The 15,589-nt window shown below is 59.3% G+C and carries 15 protein-coding genes; 4 read left to right on the top strand and 11 right to left on the bottom strand.

Features of this window, described 5'->3' with window-relative positions; all coding sequences use genetic code 11:
* Nucleotides 1–74: 74 nt before the first annotated feature.
* Genes ACA069_RS24380 through ACA069_RS24390 form a run of 3 tightly spaced genes read left to right on the top strand, consistent with a single transcriptional unit; the run spans nucleotide 75 to nucleotide 3,230 of the window.
* Complete coding sequence (locus ACA069_RS24380; RefSeq protein WP_262410350.1) at nucleotides 75–308, top strand: PP0621 family protein; 234 nt, start codon at nucleotides 75–77, stop codon at nucleotides 306–308.
* Complete coding sequence (locus ACA069_RS24385) at nucleotides 298–1,887, top strand: sensor histidine kinase (RefSeq protein WP_187679259.1); 1,590 nt, start codon at nucleotides 298–300, stop codon at nucleotides 1,885–1,887. Before ACA069_RS24380 ends, ACA069_RS24385 begins: the two co-directional genes overlap by 11 nt.
* Nucleotides 1,884–3,230: a sigma-54-dependent transcriptional regulator gene (locus ACA069_RS24390; protein ID WP_187679214.1), complete on the top strand. Its 1,347-nt coding sequence runs from the start codon at nucleotides 1,884–1,886 to the stop codon at nucleotides 3,228–3,230. Before ACA069_RS24385 ends, ACA069_RS24390 begins: the two co-directional genes overlap by 4 nt.
* A gap of 58 nt (nucleotides 3,231–3,288) precedes the next feature.
* On the opposite strand, the gene thiO is transcribed toward ACA069_RS24390, so the two are convergent.
* Genes thiO through ACA069_RS24425 form a run of 7 tightly spaced genes read right to left on the bottom strand, consistent with a single transcriptional unit; the run spans nucleotide 3,289 to nucleotide 10,060 of the window.
* A complete protein-coding gene (thiO, locus tag ACA069_RS24395; RefSeq protein WP_489879976.1) occupies nucleotides 3,289–4,389 on the bottom strand; it encodes a glycine oxidase ThiO in 1,101 nt (366 codons plus the stop codon).
* A gap of 57 nt (nucleotides 4,390–4,446) precedes the next feature.
* A complete protein-coding gene (locus ACA069_RS24400) occupies nucleotides 4,447–4,848 on the bottom strand; it encodes a type IV pilin protein (protein ID WP_401268489.1) in 402 nt (133 codons plus the stop codon).
* Between the two features lie 15 nt (nucleotides 4,849–4,863).
* The gene (locus tag ACA069_RS24405) at nucleotides 4,864–7,953 is read right to left on the bottom strand and encodes a pilus assembly protein (RefSeq protein WP_497615376.1); all 3,090 of its coding nucleotides are present in this window, start codon (nucleotides 7,951–7,953) and stop codon (nucleotides 4,864–4,866) included.
* Complete coding sequence (locus ACA069_RS24410) at nucleotides 7,940–8,419, bottom strand: pilus assembly PilX family protein (RefSeq protein WP_497615377.1); 480 nt, start codon at nucleotides 8,417–8,419, stop codon at nucleotides 7,940–7,942. Before ACA069_RS24410 ends, ACA069_RS24405 begins: the two co-directional genes overlap by 14 nt.
* 11 nt (nucleotides 8,420–8,430) lie before the next feature.
* Entirely contained in the window at nucleotides 8,431–9,144 is a 714-nt protein-coding gene (locus tag ACA069_RS24415) for a PilW family protein (RefSeq protein ID WP_401268496.1), read from the bottom strand.
* Complete coding sequence (pilV, locus tag ACA069_RS24420) at nucleotides 9,141–9,590, bottom strand: type IV pilus modification protein PilV (RefSeq protein ID WP_497615378.1); 450 nt, start codon at nucleotides 9,588–9,590, stop codon at nucleotides 9,141–9,143. Before pilV ends, ACA069_RS24415 begins: the two co-directional genes overlap by 4 nt.
* Complete coding sequence (locus ACA069_RS24425; RefSeq protein ID WP_497615379.1) at nucleotides 9,587–10,060, bottom strand: GspH/FimT family pseudopilin; 474 nt, start codon at nucleotides 10,058–10,060, stop codon at nucleotides 9,587–9,589. The genes pilV and ACA069_RS24425 overlap by 4 nt, the downstream gene beginning before the upstream one ends.
* Before the next feature lie 129 nt (nucleotides 10,061–10,189).
* Here ACA069_RS24425 and ACA069_RS24430 point away from each other — a divergent pair, with 129 nt between their 5' ends.
* Nucleotides 10,190–10,744 (top strand): GspH/FimT family pseudopilin, encoded by a 555-nt coding sequence (locus tag ACA069_RS24430; protein WP_497615380.1) that lies wholly within the window; start codon nucleotides 10,190–10,192, stop codon nucleotides 10,742–10,744.
* Here the strand turns inward: ACA069_RS24430 and ispH are convergent.
* The 4 genes from ispH to ileS form a co-directional block, all read right to left on the bottom strand.
* Nucleotides 10,716–11,660 (bottom strand): 4-hydroxy-3-methylbut-2-enyl diphosphate reductase, encoded by a 945-nt coding sequence (ispH, locus tag ACA069_RS24435; protein ID WP_187679205.1) that lies wholly within the window; start codon nucleotides 11,658–11,660, stop codon nucleotides 10,716–10,718. The genes ACA069_RS24430 and ispH overlap by 29 nt on opposite strands.
* 140 nt (nucleotides 11,661–11,800) lie before the next feature.
* Nucleotides 11,801–12,238: an FKBP-type peptidyl-prolyl cis-trans isomerase gene (fkpB, locus tag ACA069_RS24440; RefSeq protein ID WP_185037054.1), complete on the bottom strand. Its 438-nt coding sequence runs from the start codon at nucleotides 12,236–12,238 to the stop codon at nucleotides 11,801–11,803.
* Between the two features lie 7 nt (nucleotides 12,239–12,245).
* A complete protein-coding gene (lspA, locus tag ACA069_RS24445) occupies nucleotides 12,246–12,758 on the bottom strand; it encodes a signal peptidase II (protein ID WP_187679204.1) in 513 nt (170 codons plus the stop codon).
* Nucleotides 12,751–15,582 carry an isoleucine--tRNA ligase gene (ileS, locus tag ACA069_RS24450; protein ID WP_489879970.1) on the bottom strand — a complete coding sequence of 944 codons (2,832 nt, stop codon included), beginning with the start codon at nucleotides 15,580–15,582 and terminating at the stop codon, nucleotides 12,751–12,753. The genes lspA and ileS overlap by 8 nt, the downstream gene beginning before the upstream one ends.
* Nucleotides 15,583–15,589: the final 7 nt, after the last annotated feature.

The raw sequence follows: 15,589 nt of genomic DNA on the forward strand, positions 1-15,589 counted from the left end.
CGCGCTTTAATAGGCTGTGCGCTTGTCATGTCCTTGGCTAAACTGCCGGATCATCAGTCGAAAAGCCGCTCATCATGCTTCGTTTATTGTTCTGGATTGCCCTGATTTTCGCTGCGATATGGTTGTGGCGTAAATTCAAGGCCCCCGCCTCATCCGCACAATCTCCCCGCGAGCAAGACGCCGCGCCGATGGTGCGCTGTGCCCATTGCGGCGTGCACCTGCCCCGCGACCGCGCGCTGAACCTTCAACAACAGTGGTATTGCAGCCAGGCTCATCTTGAGCAAGGCCCTGGTTCCAGTGATCGCTGAGGCCGCCAACGCCGACAGCAAACAGGCTCAGCGTCTGCTGCGCCTTTATCATCTCTACCGTTTAAGTGTCGGCATCACCCTGGTGCTGCTGATCTCCAGCAACATGGACAACCGCCTGCTGACGTCGGCCAACGACGATCTGCTGCGCGGCGGCAGTTGGCTGTATCTGGTGCTGAACATTCTTCTGGTAGTGTTTCTTGAAAACACCCGGCGGCCCGCGCAACTGTTCAGCCTGGCCCTTGTCGATGTGCTGCTGTTGTGCGGTTTGTTCTTCGCGGCGGGCGGTGTCGCCAGTGCCCTCGGCAATTTGCTGGTGGTCTCGGTGGCGATCAGCAACACCCTGCTGCGCCGACGCATAGGCCTGCTGATTGCCGCTATCGCTGCGCTCGGTATTGTCGGTTTTAGTTTTCTGCTCAACTTCAGCCATCCGCTGAGCGCCAATGAATACCTGCAAGCGGGCACCCTCGGTGCTTTGTGTTTTGCTGCCTCGTTGCTGGTCCAGGGTCTGATCCGGCGCCTTGAAGTCAGTGAAACTCTGGCTGAGCGACGGGCCAGCGAGGTGGTCGGCCTTGAAGCCCTTAACGCGCTGATTCTGCAACGCATGCGCACCGGGATCCTGGTGCTCGACGAACAGCGCCGCGTCCAACTGGCCAATCAGAGCGCCCAGACCTTGCTCGCGCAGTCGCACCTTCAAGGCCATTTGATCGATGATTATTCGCCCGCGCTAGTCGATCGCCTGCAACTGTGGATGAACAACCCGACCCTGCGCCCGCAAAGCCTGAAAATCCCCGGCAACGGCCTGGAACTGCAGCCAAGCTTCATCGCCCTCGAACAGAGCCCCAATCAACAGACACTGGTGTTTCTCGAAGACCTCGCACAAATCGCCCAACAGGCCCAACAACTGAAACTCGCCGCGCTCGGGCGCCTGACCGCCGGTATCTCCCACGAAATTCGCAATCCACTGGGGGCCATCAGTCACGCCGCACAGCTATTGGGGGAATCCGAGGAACTCGATGGCGCGGATCGGCGTCTGACGCAGATCATTCAAGATCACTCCCAACGCATGAACCGAGTCATCGAAAACGTCCTGCAACTGTCCCGCCGCCAACAGAGCGCCCCGCAACGGCTGGATCTAAAGCCGTGGCTGGAAAACTTTGTCGCCGAAAGCCGCGAACAGGCCACCGAGCGCCAGCAGATCCATCTGCGGATCAACTCGGGCGACTTCACCACCCTGATGGACCCCAACCAGCTCACGCAAATTCTCGACAATCTGCTTCGCAACGGCTGGCGCCACAGCGCCCTGCTGCATGAGCATGCTGAAGTCTGGCTGTATCTGTTCATGGATCTCGACAGCCAACTGGCAGTGCTCGAAGTGCAGGACAACGGCCCCGGCGTGGCGCTCGATGAACAGGCTCATCTGTTCGAACCGTTCTTTACTACCAGCAGCCAGGGCACCGGCCTTGGGCTTTATCTGTCCCGTGAGCTGTGCGAAAGCAACCAGGCGCGCCTAGACTTCAAATCACGCCAAGGCGGCGGCTGCTTTCGCATCACCTTTGCTCACGGACGGAAACAAAGTTGAACACGAGCCCACGGCAAAAAGTCCTCATCGTCGACGACGAACCGGATATTCGCGAACTCCTGGAAATCACCCTGGGACGGATGAAACTCGACACCTTCAGCGCACGCAATCTTGGCGAAGCCCAAGCGTTGCTGCAGCGCGAGGCCTTTGACCTGTGCCTGACCGACATGCGCCTGCCCGACGGCACGGGGCTGGAACTGGTGCAGCACATCCAGCATCGTTATCCCCAGTTGCCGGTGGCGATGATTACCGCGTATGGCAGCCTCGAAACGGCGATCAACGCGCTGAAGGCCGGTGCGTTCGACTTTCTCACCAAGCCGGTGGATCTCACACGATTGCGCGAACTGGTCGCAACAGCGCTGCGCATGCCGGCGGTGGGCGGCGTTTCTGTCTCGATTGATCGACGATTGCTTGGCGATTCATTACCGATGCGAACGCTGCGCAAACAAATCGACAAACTGGCTCGCAGTCAGGCGCCGGTGTATATCAGCGGCGAATCCGGCAGCGGCAAAGAGTTGGTTGCGCGGCTGATTCACGAACAAGGCCCGCGTGCCGGCCAACCGTTTGTGCCGGTCAATTGCGGGGCGATTCCTTCGGAGCTGATGGAAAGCGAGTTTTTCGGCCATCGCAAAGGCAGTTTCACTGGCGCGGTCGAGGACAAGCCGGGGCTGTTTCAGGCCGCACACGGCGGCACGTTATTTCTTGATGAAGTGGCAGACTTGCCACTCTCGATGCAGGTCAAGTTGCTGCGGGCGATTCAGGAAAAAGCCGTGCGCAGCGTTGGCGGCCAGCAGGAAACCGTGGTTGATGTACGAATACTCTGTGCCACGCACAAGGATCTCGATGCAGAAGTTGCCGCCGAGCGTTTTCGCCAGGATCTGTATTACCGGCTCAACGTGATTGAACTGCGCGTGCCGTCCCTGCGCGAGCGCCGCGATGACATTGAAGTGCTGGCGGCTCACATGCTCCAGCGCTTGGCCAAAGACACCGGGCAACCAGCTACGCGCCTGCATCCGCAGGCGTTGGAAGCGCTGAAAAATTATCGCTTTCCGGGCAATGTGCGGGAATTGGAGAACGTTCTCGAACGCGCGCACACCTTGTGTGAGAACCGCGTGATCGAGGCTGAAGACCTGCGCTTGAGCGAAGGCAACTGCGCGGCGGATGGCGGCATTGCGGATTTGACGCAGATCGACAATCTGGAGGATTACCTGGAGAGCGTCGAGCGCAAACTGATCCTGCAGGCGCTGGAGGAGACCCGCTGGAACCGCACGGCGGCGGCGCAACGGTTGAGTCTTTCGTTCAGGTCGATGCGCTACAGGCTGAAAAAACTCGGTCTGGATTGAGGGCCTCATCGCGGGCTTGCCCGCGATGGCGGCCTAACAGACACCAGAAGGTATCTGACTAGATGCGGCCTTCTGGCGCATACGGCGCCGGATCAATAATCGGCGTGCGCCCCAGCATCACATCGGCAAACAACTGACATGACGCCGGCGCCAGCACCAACCCATTTCGGTAATGCCCACAGTTGAGCCACAAGCCATCAAACCCCGGCACTCGGCCAATATAAGGAACCCCCTCAGGCGAGCCCGGACGTAACCCGGCCCAATGCCCGACCACTTCGGCCTCCGCCAGCGCTGGCAACAACTCCACCGCCGAGGCTTTCAGGCTTTCCAGCGCAACATCGGTCGGCGTCTTGTCGTAGCCCTCATGTTCCAGCGTGCTGCCGATCAGGATATGCCCGTCGCGACGCGGAATCGCATAACGGCCCTTGGCCAACACCATGCTCGGCAAGAAGTCAGCCGCGCATTTGTAGAGAATCATCTGGCCTTTGACTGGCTCCACCGGGAGCGTCAGGTTAAGCGTCTTGAGCAAATCACCGCTCCACGCACCTGCCGTCAGCACAACCTGATCGCCCTTGATCACGCCAGTGGCGGTTTGCACACCAACAACCCGCTCACCCTCACGAACAAACCCGCTGACCTCGCACTGCTCGTGAATGATCACGTTCGGCAGCGCCTGCAATGCCGCTTTCAGCGACTTCACCAGACGCGGGTTTCTTACGTTGGCCACATCAGCCATGTAGATAGCCCGCGAGAAGCCACCGCCAAGTACCGGCACCGCGTCATGGGCCGCCGAGATATCCACAGCCCGCAGGGGCCGGTTCTCCCGCTCAGCCCAGGCCAGCGCTTCGGCTTCGTCGTCCAGATCCAACCAGTACAGGCCTGTGGTGTGAACCTCGGGATCTACACCGGTATCAGCAAACAATCGCTCGCCGAGCTGTGGATAAAAATCCTGTGACCAATGCGCCAGCGCTGTGACCGCCGGGCTGTAGCGCCACGGATACAGCGGAGAAACGATGCCGCCGCCCGCCCAGGACGATTCCTGGCCGACGTTCGAGCGATCCAGCAGCACTACGCTGCCCACTTCGGAGGCGAGATTGTAGGCGGTCAGCAGGCCAATCACCCCGCCACCGACAATCACCACTTGCTGTTGCCTGGTCATGTTTGATCCAACCGTAAAAAAGACAGTGGGCGCAAAATGGCGCCCGAAAGAAGCGCCTCAGCGGCCCCAGCAATCCTTGGTGGTCAGCCCGGTAGTCGCATTGCTCATGCTTCTGACGCCGGTATTGGTCAAGGTGAAATCCCCGCACTTGTCGGTGGCCATGGCCGTGCCCGACTTGCGTGTGGCAGTCAGCAGGAAAGTTTGGTCAGTGATCGTCGGCGTGATGGTGTAGAAATCGTTGCCCGCACTCAGACCAGTGATGCCGGTGTAGAGATTGTTTCTGGTGTAGAAACGTTCGAGGCTTTGCGCCTGTTCCGACAGCAGCGACACCACTTCGGCGCGACGGCCCTTCTTCACGTATTCGGTATAGCTTGGGATGCCAATGGTGAGCATGATCCCGATGATCGCAATCACGATCATGATTTCGATCAGGGTGAAGCCTCGGTTGGATCTGCGCATGCCTCAAACTCTCACTTACTGTATTTGTCGCCACATGATACGACGGCTGCCGCCGCCGCCCTTTTCTACAACGATCGTGATGTTGCCACTGGAGTCGGTCACTCCCTTGCGCTTCCCGTCACTGGAGATGAAGTTCACCGTCGGATTGCCGCCAGTGAATATCACACCGCTGGAGATCGTGTCATTGCTGTCAACCAGGCCGTCGGAATTGGTGTCGATCACGGCGTAGTTGAGCATCTTACCGCTGAACGCATCGAGTTCGACCAGTTTGCCCGTACCGAGACTCGCACAGGGGTCTGTGGTGTCGACACTCGCGGTGGTGAAGACGATACGGCCAAGCACGATATTCGCTTGATTGATGACTCGCTCGCCGGTCAGCACGTTGTTATACACAAGCGGCAGATACCAGCCCTTCTCCCCCGGATAGTTCGTGTCATTCTGCGTTGTGGTCAGGAATTGCCCGGAGCTGCCGGAGAATGAACCGGTTATCGCCTGTGGCTGCAAACTGCTGACGGTGAGCTGTCCCGAGCCACCGCCGGCATCCCACACCGAATAGAACGCCTGCAAATCCTTGTTGGCCTTGTCGGCTGTTTCGTTGAATTTACCGGTGCCGACGAAGATCTGTTTGCCGCCCAGCGAATTGTCCGCCAGCAGTGGCTGCGCGGTGATCGGCTGAGTCGCGCCGCCCGCCGTGGTGAACAGCGGTTTGCCGGAAAACGCCACGCCCCAGCTGTCCGTCGACGTGGCACTCAGATCAAACTTCCACAACCGCCCTTTCAAGTCACCGCCGTAAGCCGCTTGCACCACATTTTGCGAATTGACCTTGAGCTTCACCGACGACAGACCGTTGGTGGTTTCTGAACTGTCGATCACGATTTTCTTGATCAGCGAGCCATCGCGCACATCCAGCACGTACAACGCTGCCACGCCGGAGTTGCTGCCGTAGCCGTTGGAAATGAACGCCGCCCAGCGACCATCGGCCAAGCGTGCCACTTCCGGCCGCGCGTAGGCATAACCCAGATCATTGAAAACGTTGGAGGTGTTTGCTGTCGTTGGCGCACTGACTTCCCAAAGTGCGCGTAAAACATTACCGGCCGACGCGTCGAACAGTTGCAGCGCGTAGAACGTCTTGCCACCGGCACCGGTGCCACCGATGGCAAGAGTCTTCCAGGCGCTGTTGAGTTGGGCGTCAAACACCCCGACCTGGCCGTCGACCAGAAACTTATGGCTGACACCATTGATGTAGGTCGGATCGGCAATCAGCCGCAGAGACGGCAAAACACTGGACGGCATGTAAGCGTAACGTCGAGTGCCGTTGGCCGAGTTGATGACGTTGACGAAACCGTCGTTGGCATTCACCACCAGGCTGGTGTTCATATTCGACGCTTTGGTGTTCAAGTAGGAGGTATAGGTGGTGTCGCCAGACAGATCGGAGGCGGTTTTATCCGTAGGTGACGCGAGTACCAGCGGCGAGTTGATGATGTCGCCCAACAACACGTTGCGCACCTTGAGTCCGGCCTTGTTGGTGCCTTTGCTCCACTCGACCAGATCGATACCCGTGATACCGGTGGGCAATCCCTGACTGAGCGTCGTCTGCTGCGTGGCGGAAAAATTACCATAAGCAAGCGTCACGGCAGCGTTGCTGGCGGTGTTCCACGATTGATAAGTCGGCACAGTTGCGCCCGGCACAATAGTCGTGTCCGTGGTCCACTGTGCCGTCGACGTATTCACCGCTCCAGCCGATGTAAAGCCAAAAGACTTGATGGTGCCGCGCCAATCCTTGGGGTCGTAAGTGGTCTGGTAAAAACTGCTGCTACTGGTCAGCGTGGTTCCGCTGGTGACGCCGGCGCCGCCTGAACCCGACTTGGAAGTGATGTCACTCAGTGCCGACGACAATGCCGCGTTCAGGCCGGTGCTGTCGGTTGCCTGATAGTACTTGCCCTGCCCGTAACTCGCCGCGTCAGAGAGCATGTCGTTGTCAGCAGCGAAACCCACGGTGTAGGTGTTCATGTTCTGTTTGGGAAAATCCACCGCGTTCCAGCTCTTGCCCGCCGCATCATTGCCGGTCGAACGCATGTCGATATCGAAAGCGAACTTGGCGATATCGTCCTGATACAGCGTGTTGCCCTCGCTGTCGCCATTGAGGTTATTGCCGTCATTGTTGACGCCGTCCCAGTTCGGCAAGCGGCTGCCGCCCAGCGGGTCGTTGCTCGGGAAGGTACGGTCAAAGGTGGGCAAACCGTCGGTAATCACCACACCATAATTCTTCTGACAACGGTATTGGATCGGGCTGGTGTAAGTATTCGGCGTGTTGTTGTAATACGGCGCCATACCGCGCATGTAGCGGGTGATTTCGTAATAGGTTTCCGCCAATGGCGTGTTGGCCACGGCACTCAGATTGTTAATGGCTGAAATAAGCGCGTTGTAGTTGGTATCAGCCTGGCCCTGGGTCACGCTGCCGGAAACCGGTGACATGTCGGTGATGGTGCGGGCGATGTAACCGCCATTGCCCGAGTTGTTGTTGGTGGCCGGGTTGAATGTCGACAGACCGATGCGCAACGTCCTGTTGCTTGTGACCAGTGCCGTGGAGACGTTGCGCGCAACGTTGATGCGGTAATCGTTGGGAATCGCCCCATTGGTGAAGTCACGGGTGCCGTTGTTGATCGCAAGACTGACCACGTAGGCAATGTAATCCCCTGAGTAACGCGTGTTGCCGTTGCCCACCGGGTCCGGCAGTTTCAGACACAGCGGCGCCAGGCTGTTGTTGTAGAACGCATACGCCCCACCGGAGCATCCGGAGGTTGGAAGGCTCGATAAAAACACGGTATCGCCGGTAATCGCAGGCGCATTCAGGGCCGAGCACAACCCGAGGAATGCATTGCACTCCCGGGCCGGCGTGCGGTCAGCGGTCGGATCGAATCCCGCGGCATAAATGATGCTGTTCATACTCCCCGAGTCATCGATCAGCAGCATGACGTTCGGCGCCACTGCCGCAGCGCTCAGCAGCGGCGAATCGGACGGCGTAAATGCATAGGCAGGCGCCGTCAGATAGAAACTCAGCAACATACCGATCAGCAGCGATGCGTAGCGTTCAATACTTCGCATAGACACTCTCCACCACGCTACGCGAAGTGCCGACGATCCCGACAGCGGTCACTCGATACAGCGTCGCCGAGGTGTTGCTCGGCACATTCACGGCGGTCAGCGTTGTGCCGATGTTCTGCACGCCATAGAACCCGCTCCCGGCGGCGATCCAGGTTACGCCGGACGCCGAATTGAGCCCTGCCGCACTGACCACCGATGACTCCGCAGGCGGCGCACATTGCGTCGTGCCGCTGCATACGGCCAACGAGTAGCTGTCCAGTTGCACCGCACTCTCGCCCACACGCAACGCCGCTTCGGCGGTCTGGAACGACTGGTTGCGCAGGCTCACGCTGCCGGCCATTTTCTCCTGCAGGTTGGCACCCTGCATCGACGACAGGCCAATCACTGTGAGCAACAACAGAAACACCAGACTGACCAGCAACACCATGCCGCGCTGGGTCTGACGTTGATGGAGAGAAATCCTCATCGCCCAGACCCTCACTGCAAGCGGTTGCGCAAAGCGGCAACCACGTTGAAGGTTTGATTGGCGACCCGACTGTTCGGATCGTTGAGAGTCAGGCTCAGGCGCACACTGCGAATACGCGCCGGATCGCTGGGGTTGGTGCTGTAAGTCGAGGCGGCTACATCAGTCGCGGAACTGGCCAGACCGAACGTCACGTTAAAGGCACTGACGTTGTTAACCAGCACCTGCTGGGTCGGTGTGCCGCTGCCGGTGCCCATCAGGATCTGGTTGTTGCTGAAGCTGTAGACAAGACGCCGGATCGGGAAAGCGATTTGTCCGCTCGCCGCGCTGCGTAACCCGGTATAGGCCGTCGCGCTGTTGCGGCAATCGGAGACCACAGTCCAGGTGGGAGTGCCACCAGCGCTGCCGACGTCAGCGGTCACCAGCGTCAACTTGAGATTGGCGTTGTCCCAACTGATCGGCGTGATCTGCGCGGCGCTGAAGTCACCGGCGGAGCTTGAATCCGTGATCGTGCCCAGACAACCGAACATTCCGACCATGCGCAGTTCCTGAATCATTTTGCTCAGCACAAAGCGTGCGTCTTCCTGCATGGCGGCAGCACTGTTCTGGCTGACGTAGGTATTTTTCGCAGCGAGGAAAGTTTGCACCACTCCCAGCACCACGATCAGCCCGAGCGCCAGGGCGATGAGCATTTCGATAAGGCCGAAACCGCGGTTATGGCGCTTCATGGCGTGGCCACCGGATCTACCGTGGCGCGACTGGTCAGGACAAAGCTGCGCGCAGTGCCGGCGGCATTCGCTGCACGTGAGTCATTCCAGTTGATTGTGATCGTGTACACCCGCTGATTGCGGGCGATCGTGCCGGTGGCGGTCGGCCCGCCGAAGTTGACGATGTTGGTAGTGAAGTCGTAGAGGTCCTGATCCCGGGCAACACTGAGGTTTCCTGACGTCGGTGACGTGACGGTGTAGTCGGCGCCGGAGTTGGCGCGGATGCGGTCCATCATGTCGTAGGCGATGAAACTGGCCTGACTGGTCATGCGTGAACTGTCGGTGTACTTCAGTGCATTCATTTGCACCGCCGCCGCACCCAACAGCCCGACCGTCAGAATCAGCAACGCGACCAACACTTCGATCAGCGTCATGCCCTGCTGAACGCCCTTGCTCCCTGGCCTCATCCGCAACTTCCACCCAATTGAATTCGTCCGTTCAAACACACGTTAAGCGTCCTGCTTTGCGTTCCCAGCGTGTAGCTGATGACCACCGCCGTCGAGGGTGCGGCCAGACCGCCAAGGTTGTTGAAATCCAGCGCGGTCACTCCAGAGGTTAGCGTCAGAGTTGCGCCGCTGCTCATTGCCGGAACAACCCGCAACACATTGGCCGAATTGCCAGTACTGTCGTAGACCGACAGTTCGCCGGTCCAGACGCTGCCGCCAGCCGTCGGTCGCAGCCGCGTCGTCACGCCTCGATCAATCGCTTCAAGACGGGCGAAATTGATGGCCCGTTGCAGGTCGCCCATTTCGGTATCGGCCTTGCTGCCTTGTATCGAACGGGTGAACGCAGGCACCGCCAGGGTGATCAGGATCACGAATATCGCGACCGCGACCAGCAACTCGATCAGCGTGAAACCTTTTGTACGATGATCCATCGATGCCCTCCGTTGCCGTCGGCTATACCTGCTTGTACACGCTAGAACATTCAACCGGACTCTGTCGGTTGATTTGCCCTGCCCGGCGCAGGAGCGCGCCGCTCATCACACTCCATGGAGGGAGTTTTCATGTCGCAACAGGGTTTCAGCCTGATTGAACTGCTTATGGGACTGGCGATTGGCGCAATTGTTCTGCTGCTGGTCAGCCCGGCGTTTGCCACACTTACGGAATCGAATCATCGCGATCAGGCCGCGCAGGCTTTGCTCGACGGTATTCGCAACGCCCGCACAATGGCGATCACGCGCAATCAAAGCGTGGTGATTCACGGCATCAACGGTGACTGGAGTCAGGGCTGGCGGATCATTCTGGATATCAGCGGCAAGGGGCCGGAAGACAGCAGCAATCCACTTATGATGGAAAATGCGCGTGACGCGAGGGTGCCGATTGTCGGCAATTGGTTGGTCAGTCGTTACGTGCGGTTCAGCAGTCTTGGACAACCACTGATGCCCGGGCGGGCGTTTCAGGCAGGAACATTACATATTTGCTCGACTCGCGAGCCGGTCAGCCAGCGTCAAGTGGTGCTGGCGGCGACCGGTCGAGTGCGCCTGGGCAGGGAGAAGACTGAACAGGCGCTGTGTCAAAAAGTCAAAAGCGTCAGATCGAACGCACGCGCAACTCTTTAGGCATCGAGAACGTGATGTTCTCTTCGCGGCCGGCGAGTTCATCGGCACCGGTAGCGCCCCAGGCCTGCAATTGCTGAATCACGCCACGCACCAGCACTTCCGGCGCGGAAGCCCCGGCGGTGATGCCAATACGCTCGACGCCATCGAACCAGCTCTTTTGCATGTCTTCGGCGCCGTCGATCAGGTAGGCCGGCGTGGCCATGCGCTCAGCCAGCTCACGCAAGCGGTTGGAGTTGGAGCTGTTCGGGCTGCCGACCACCAGCACCACGTCGCATTCGTCGGCCAGTTGCTTGACCGCATCCTGACGGTTTTGCGTGGCGTAGCAGATGTCGTCCTTGCGCGGGCCGCCGATGGCCGGAAAACGTGTGCGCAGGGCGTCGATAACACGACTGGTGTCGTCCATCGACAGGGTGGTCTGGGTGACGAACGCCAATCTTTCTGGATCGTTCACCTGCAATTCAGCCACATCTTTCTCGTCCTCGACGAGGTAGATGGCGCCGCCATTGCTGGCGTCGTACTGACCCATGGTGCCTTCGACTTCCGGGTGACCGGCGTGACCAATGAGGATGCATTCACGACCGTCGCGGCTGTATTTCGCGACTTCGATATGCACTTTGGTCACCAGCGGGCAGGTGGCGTCAAAGACTTTCAGGCCACGGCCAGCGGCTTCGGTACGCACAGCCTGGGATACGCCGTGGGCACTGAAGATCACGATGACGTCGTCCGGCACCTGATCCAGTTCTTCGACGAAGATGGCGCCACGGCTGCGCAGGTCTTCGACCACGAACTTGTTGTGCACCACTTCATGGCGCACGTAGATCGGCGGCCCGAAGACTTCAAGGGCGCGGTTGACGATTTCGATCGCCCGGTCCACACCGGCACAGAAGCCACGGGGGTTGGCGAGTTTGATTTGCATGCTGTGCCTCGTGTCTTGCGCGCGAAAAAACAAAGAATTTCAAAACTGTAGGAGCGAGCCTGCTCGCGATGGCGCAGTGTCAATCAACATCAACCTTGAATGTCAGGCACTCATCGCGAGCAGGCTCACTCCTACATTTTTTACAGCGCTTTGACGTTGATGATCTCGACGTCAAAGGTCAGCGTCTTGCCAGACAGCGGGTGGTTGAAGTCGATGGTCACTTGCGCGTCGTCGAATTCTTTCACCACACCCGGCAGCTCAGTATTGGCTGCATCGTTGAAGATCACCAGCAAACCCGGCGACAGTTCCATATCAGCAAACTGTGAACGCGGGATAACCTGCACGTTCTGCGGGTTCGGCTGGCCGAAAGCGTTTTCCGGTTCAACGGTCAGGGTACGCTTGTCGCCAGCCTTGAAGCCGAACAGCGCGGCTTCGAAACCCGGCAGCAGGTTGCCGTCGCCGACCTTGAACGTCGCTGGGGCCTTGTCGAAGGTGCTGTCGACCGTGTCGCCGTTCTCCAGGCGCAATGCAAAGTGCAAGGTGACTTCCGTGTTCTGGCCGATGCGTTGCTCAGCCAATACCTGTTCAGTCATGAACGGTTTCTCCGGTTTTCTTACTTTTGAACATATCCAGTGCGAGCATCACCGCACCAACGGTGATGGCGCTGTCGGCGAAGTTGAACGCCGGGAAGTACCAGCGGTTTTGCCAGTGCACCAGAATGAAGTCGATCACATGGCCCAGGGCAATGCGATCATACAAATTGCCCAGCGCACCGCCCAGCACCAGCGCCAGAGCGACGGCCAGCCAGGTTTCGTTGCGACCCAGACGCTTGAGCCAGACCACCAGCACCGCACTGACAACAATGGCGATCAAAGCGAACAGCCAGCGCTGCCAGCCAGAGCTGTCAGCCAGGAAGCTGAACGCAGCGCCGGTGTTGTAAGCCAGGGTCCAGCTGAAGTAATCGGGAATGATCACGATCTGCTGGAACATTTCGAGCTTGTCTTCGAAGTAGAACTTGCTGGCCTGGTCGATGACCAGAACCAGCAAACTCAACCAGAGCCAGCTCAACCGTCCGAAACGGCCAACGGCATTAGGCATAGTCACGAACCTCGCCAGCGCCGCTGATGTTGTCGACGCAACGACCGCAGATTTCCGGATGCTCCGGGTTCACGCCGACGTCTTCGCGGCAGTGCCAGCAACGGGCGCATTTCGCGAAGGCAGACTTGACGATCTTCAGCTTCAGGCCGCTGACTTCGGTGGCCACGGCATCGGCCGGAGCCTGCACGAAAGGCGCAACGCTTGCGGTCGAAGTGATCAGGACAAAGCGCAGTTCGTTGCTCAGTTTGGCCAGATCGGCGCTCAGCGCCTCTTCGGCGAACAGCGTCACTTCGGCTTGCAGGTTGCCACCGACGGCTTTGGCCGCGCGCTGGATTTCCATTTCTTTGTTGACCGCAACCTTCACTTCCATGATGCGATCCCAGTACTCACGACCCAGCTCGAAGCCTTCTGGCAGCTCGGTCAGACCTTCGTACCAAGTGTTGAGCATCACCGATTCGTTGCGCTCGCCCGGCAGGTATTGCCACAACTCGTCGGCGGTGAACGCCAGGATCGGCGCGATCCAGCGCACCAGCGCTTCGGAGATGTGGAACAGCGCAGTTTGCGCCGAGCGGCGCGCCTTGCTGTCGGCGCCGGTGGTGTACTGGCGATCCTTGATGATGTCGAGGTAGAAACCACCCAGCTCCTGCACGCAGAAGTTGTGGATCTTCGAGTAGACGTTCCAGAAACGGTATTCGCCGTAGTGCTCTTGCAGCTCGCGTTGCAGCAGCAGGGTGCGATCCACCGCCCAGCGATCCAGCGCCAGCATTTCTTCAGCCGGCAGCAGGTCGGTGGCCGGATTGAAACCGGTCAGGTTGGAAAGCAGGAAGCGCGCGGTGTTACGGATACGACGATAGGCGTCCGCACTGCGTTGCAGGATCTGCTCGGACACGGCCATCTCGCCGGAGTAGTCCGTCGAAGCGACCCACAAACGCATGATATCGGCGCCCAGGGTGTCGTTGACTTTCTGCGGTGCGATCACGTTGCCCAGCGATTTGGACATCTTGCGGCCGGACTCATCGACGGTGAAGCCGTGAGTCAGCAGTTCGCGGTACGGCGCGTGGTTGTCGATGGCGCAACCAGTCAGCAAGGACGAATGGAACCATCCACGGTGTTGGTCGGAACCTTCCAGGTACAAGTCGGCGCGCGGGCCGGTCTCGTGGCCCATCGGGTGCGAACCGCGCAGGACGTGCCAGTGCGTGGTACCCGAGTCGAACCAGACGTCGAGGGTGTCGCTGATCTTGTCGTATTGCGGCGCTTCATCGCCCAGCAATTCGGCGGCGTCGAGCTTGAACCAGGCTTCGATGCCTTCGACTTCAACGCGCTTGGCGACTTCTTCCATCAGTTCGACGGTGCGTGGGTGCAGCTCGCCGCTTTCCTTGTTCAGGAAGAACGGGATCGGAACGCCCCAGTTGCGCTGACGGGAGATGCACCAGTCCGGACGATTGGCGATCATCGAGTGCAGGCGCGCCTGGCCCCAGGCCGGGACGAACTTGGTGTCTTCGATGGCTTTGAGCGAGCGCACACGCAGGGTGTCGCCGCTGGTTGGCTCTTTATCCATGCCGATGAACCACTGCGCGGTGGCACGGTAGATCAGCGGAGTTTTGTGACGCCAGCAGTGCATGTAGCTGTGTTCGATGACGGTGGTGTGCAGCAGCGCACCGACTTCGGTCAGTTTGTCGACGATGGCCGGGTTGGCCTTCCAGATGAACTGACCGCCGAAGAATTCCAGCGACGGCACATAAACGCCGTTGCTCTGCACCGGATTCAGGATGTCGTCGTTGACCATGCCGTACTTCTTGCAGGTCACGAAGTCGTCCACGCCGTAGGCCGGAGCGGAGTGAACCACACCGGTGCCAGCGCCCAGCTCGACGTAGTCGGCCAGATACACCGGCGACAGACGGTCGTAGAACGGGTGACGGAAGTTGATCAGTTCCAGCTCTTTACCGGTAGTGGTCGCGATGACCGAGCCTTCCAGGCTGTAACGAGCGAGGCAGGCTTCGACCAGTTCTTCAGCCAGCACCAGCAGCTTGTCGCCGACGTCGACCAGGGCGTAGTTGAATTCCGGATGAACGTTCAGCGCCTGGTTGGCCGGGATAGTCCACGGTGTGGTGGTCCAGATCACGATCGAGGCAGGCTTGCTCAGGGACGGCAGACCGAACGCGGCAGCCAGTTTGGCTTCGTCAGCGATCGGGAACGCTACGTCGATGGTCGAGGACTTCTTGTTCTCGTACTCGACTTCCGCTTCAGCCAGAGCCGAACCGCAGTCGAAGCACCAGTTCACAGGCTTCAAGCCTTTGAACACGAAACCGCCCTTGACGATTTCGGCGAGGGCGCGGATTTCACCGGCCTCGTTCTTGAAGTCCATGGTTTTGTAAGGGTTGGCGAAGTCGCCCAGCACGCCGAGGCGGATGAACTCGGTCTTCTGCCCTTCGATCTGCTCGGTAGCGTAGGCACGGCACAGTTCGCGGGTCTTGTCCGCGCCCAGGTTCTTGCCGTGGGTCACTTCAACCTTGTGCTCGATCGGCAGGCCGTGGCAGTCCCAACCCGGAATGTACGGCGCATCGAAACCCGAAAGGGTCTTCGAGCGGATGATCATGTCCTTGAGAATCTTGTTCAGAGCGTGACCGATGTGGATCGTGCCGTTGGCATACGGAGGGCCGTCGTGCAGAACGAACTTCGGACGATCCTTGCCAATCTCGCGCAACTTTCCGTACAGGCCAATACTGTCCCAGCGCTGCAGGATCTGCGGTTCGCGCTGTGGCAGGCCGGCCTTCATTGGGAAGGCGGTGTCCGGAAGGTTTAGCGTGGCTTTATAGTCGGTCATTTAAGGC

This window comes from Pseudomonas sp. LBUM1652 (genome assembly GCF_059716105.1).

What these genes read in the sequence shown, in the direction of transcription:
- ACA069_RS24425 (WP_497615379.1), bottom strand. Translation starts at nt 10,060, where the DNA reads ATGGATCATCGTACAAAAGGTTTCACGCTGATCGAGTTGCTGGTCGCG.
- ileS (WP_489879970.1), bottom strand. Translation starts at nt 15,582, where the DNA reads ATGACCGACTATAAAGCCACGCTAAACCTTCCGGACACCGCCTTCCCA.
- ACA069_RS24380 (WP_262410350.1), top strand. Translation starts at nt 75, where the DNA reads ATGCTTCGTTTATTGTTCTGGATTGCCCTGATTTTCGCTGCGATATGG.
- thiO (WP_489879976.1), bottom strand. Translation starts at nt 4,389, where the DNA reads ATGACCAGGCAACAGCAAGTGGTGATTGTCGGTGGCGGGGTGATTGGC.
- ACA069_RS24400 (WP_401268489.1), bottom strand. Translation starts at nt 4,848, where the DNA reads ATGCGCAGATCCAACCGAGGCTTCACCCTGATCGAAATCATGATCGTG.
- ACA069_RS24410 (WP_497615377.1), bottom strand. Translation starts at nt 8,419, where the DNA reads ATGAGGATTTCTCTCCATCAACGTCAGACCCAGCGCGGCATGGTGTTG.
- ACA069_RS24405 (WP_497615376.1), bottom strand. Translation starts at nt 7,953, where the DNA reads ATGCGAAGTATTGAACGCTACGCATCGCTGCTGATCGGTATGTTGCTG.
- ACA069_RS24415 (WP_401268496.1), bottom strand. Translation starts at nt 9,144, where the DNA reads ATGAAGCGCCATAACCGCGGTTTCGGCCTTATCGAAATGCTCATCGCC.
- ACA069_RS24430 (WP_497615380.1), top strand. Translation starts at nt 10,190, where the DNA reads ATGTCGCAACAGGGTTTCAGCCTGATTGAACTGCTTATGGGACTGGCG.
- ispH (WP_187679205.1), bottom strand. Translation starts at nt 11,660, where the DNA reads ATGCAAATCAAACTCGCCAACCCCCGTGGCTTCTGTGCCGGTGTGGAC.
- pilV (WP_497615378.1), bottom strand. Translation starts at nt 9,590, where the DNA reads ATGAGGCCAGGGAGCAAGGGCGTTCAGCAGGGCATGACGCTGATCGAA.
- lspA (WP_187679204.1), bottom strand. Translation starts at nt 12,758, where the DNA reads ATGCCTAATGCCGTTGGCCGTTTCGGACGGTTGAGCTGGCTCTGGTTG.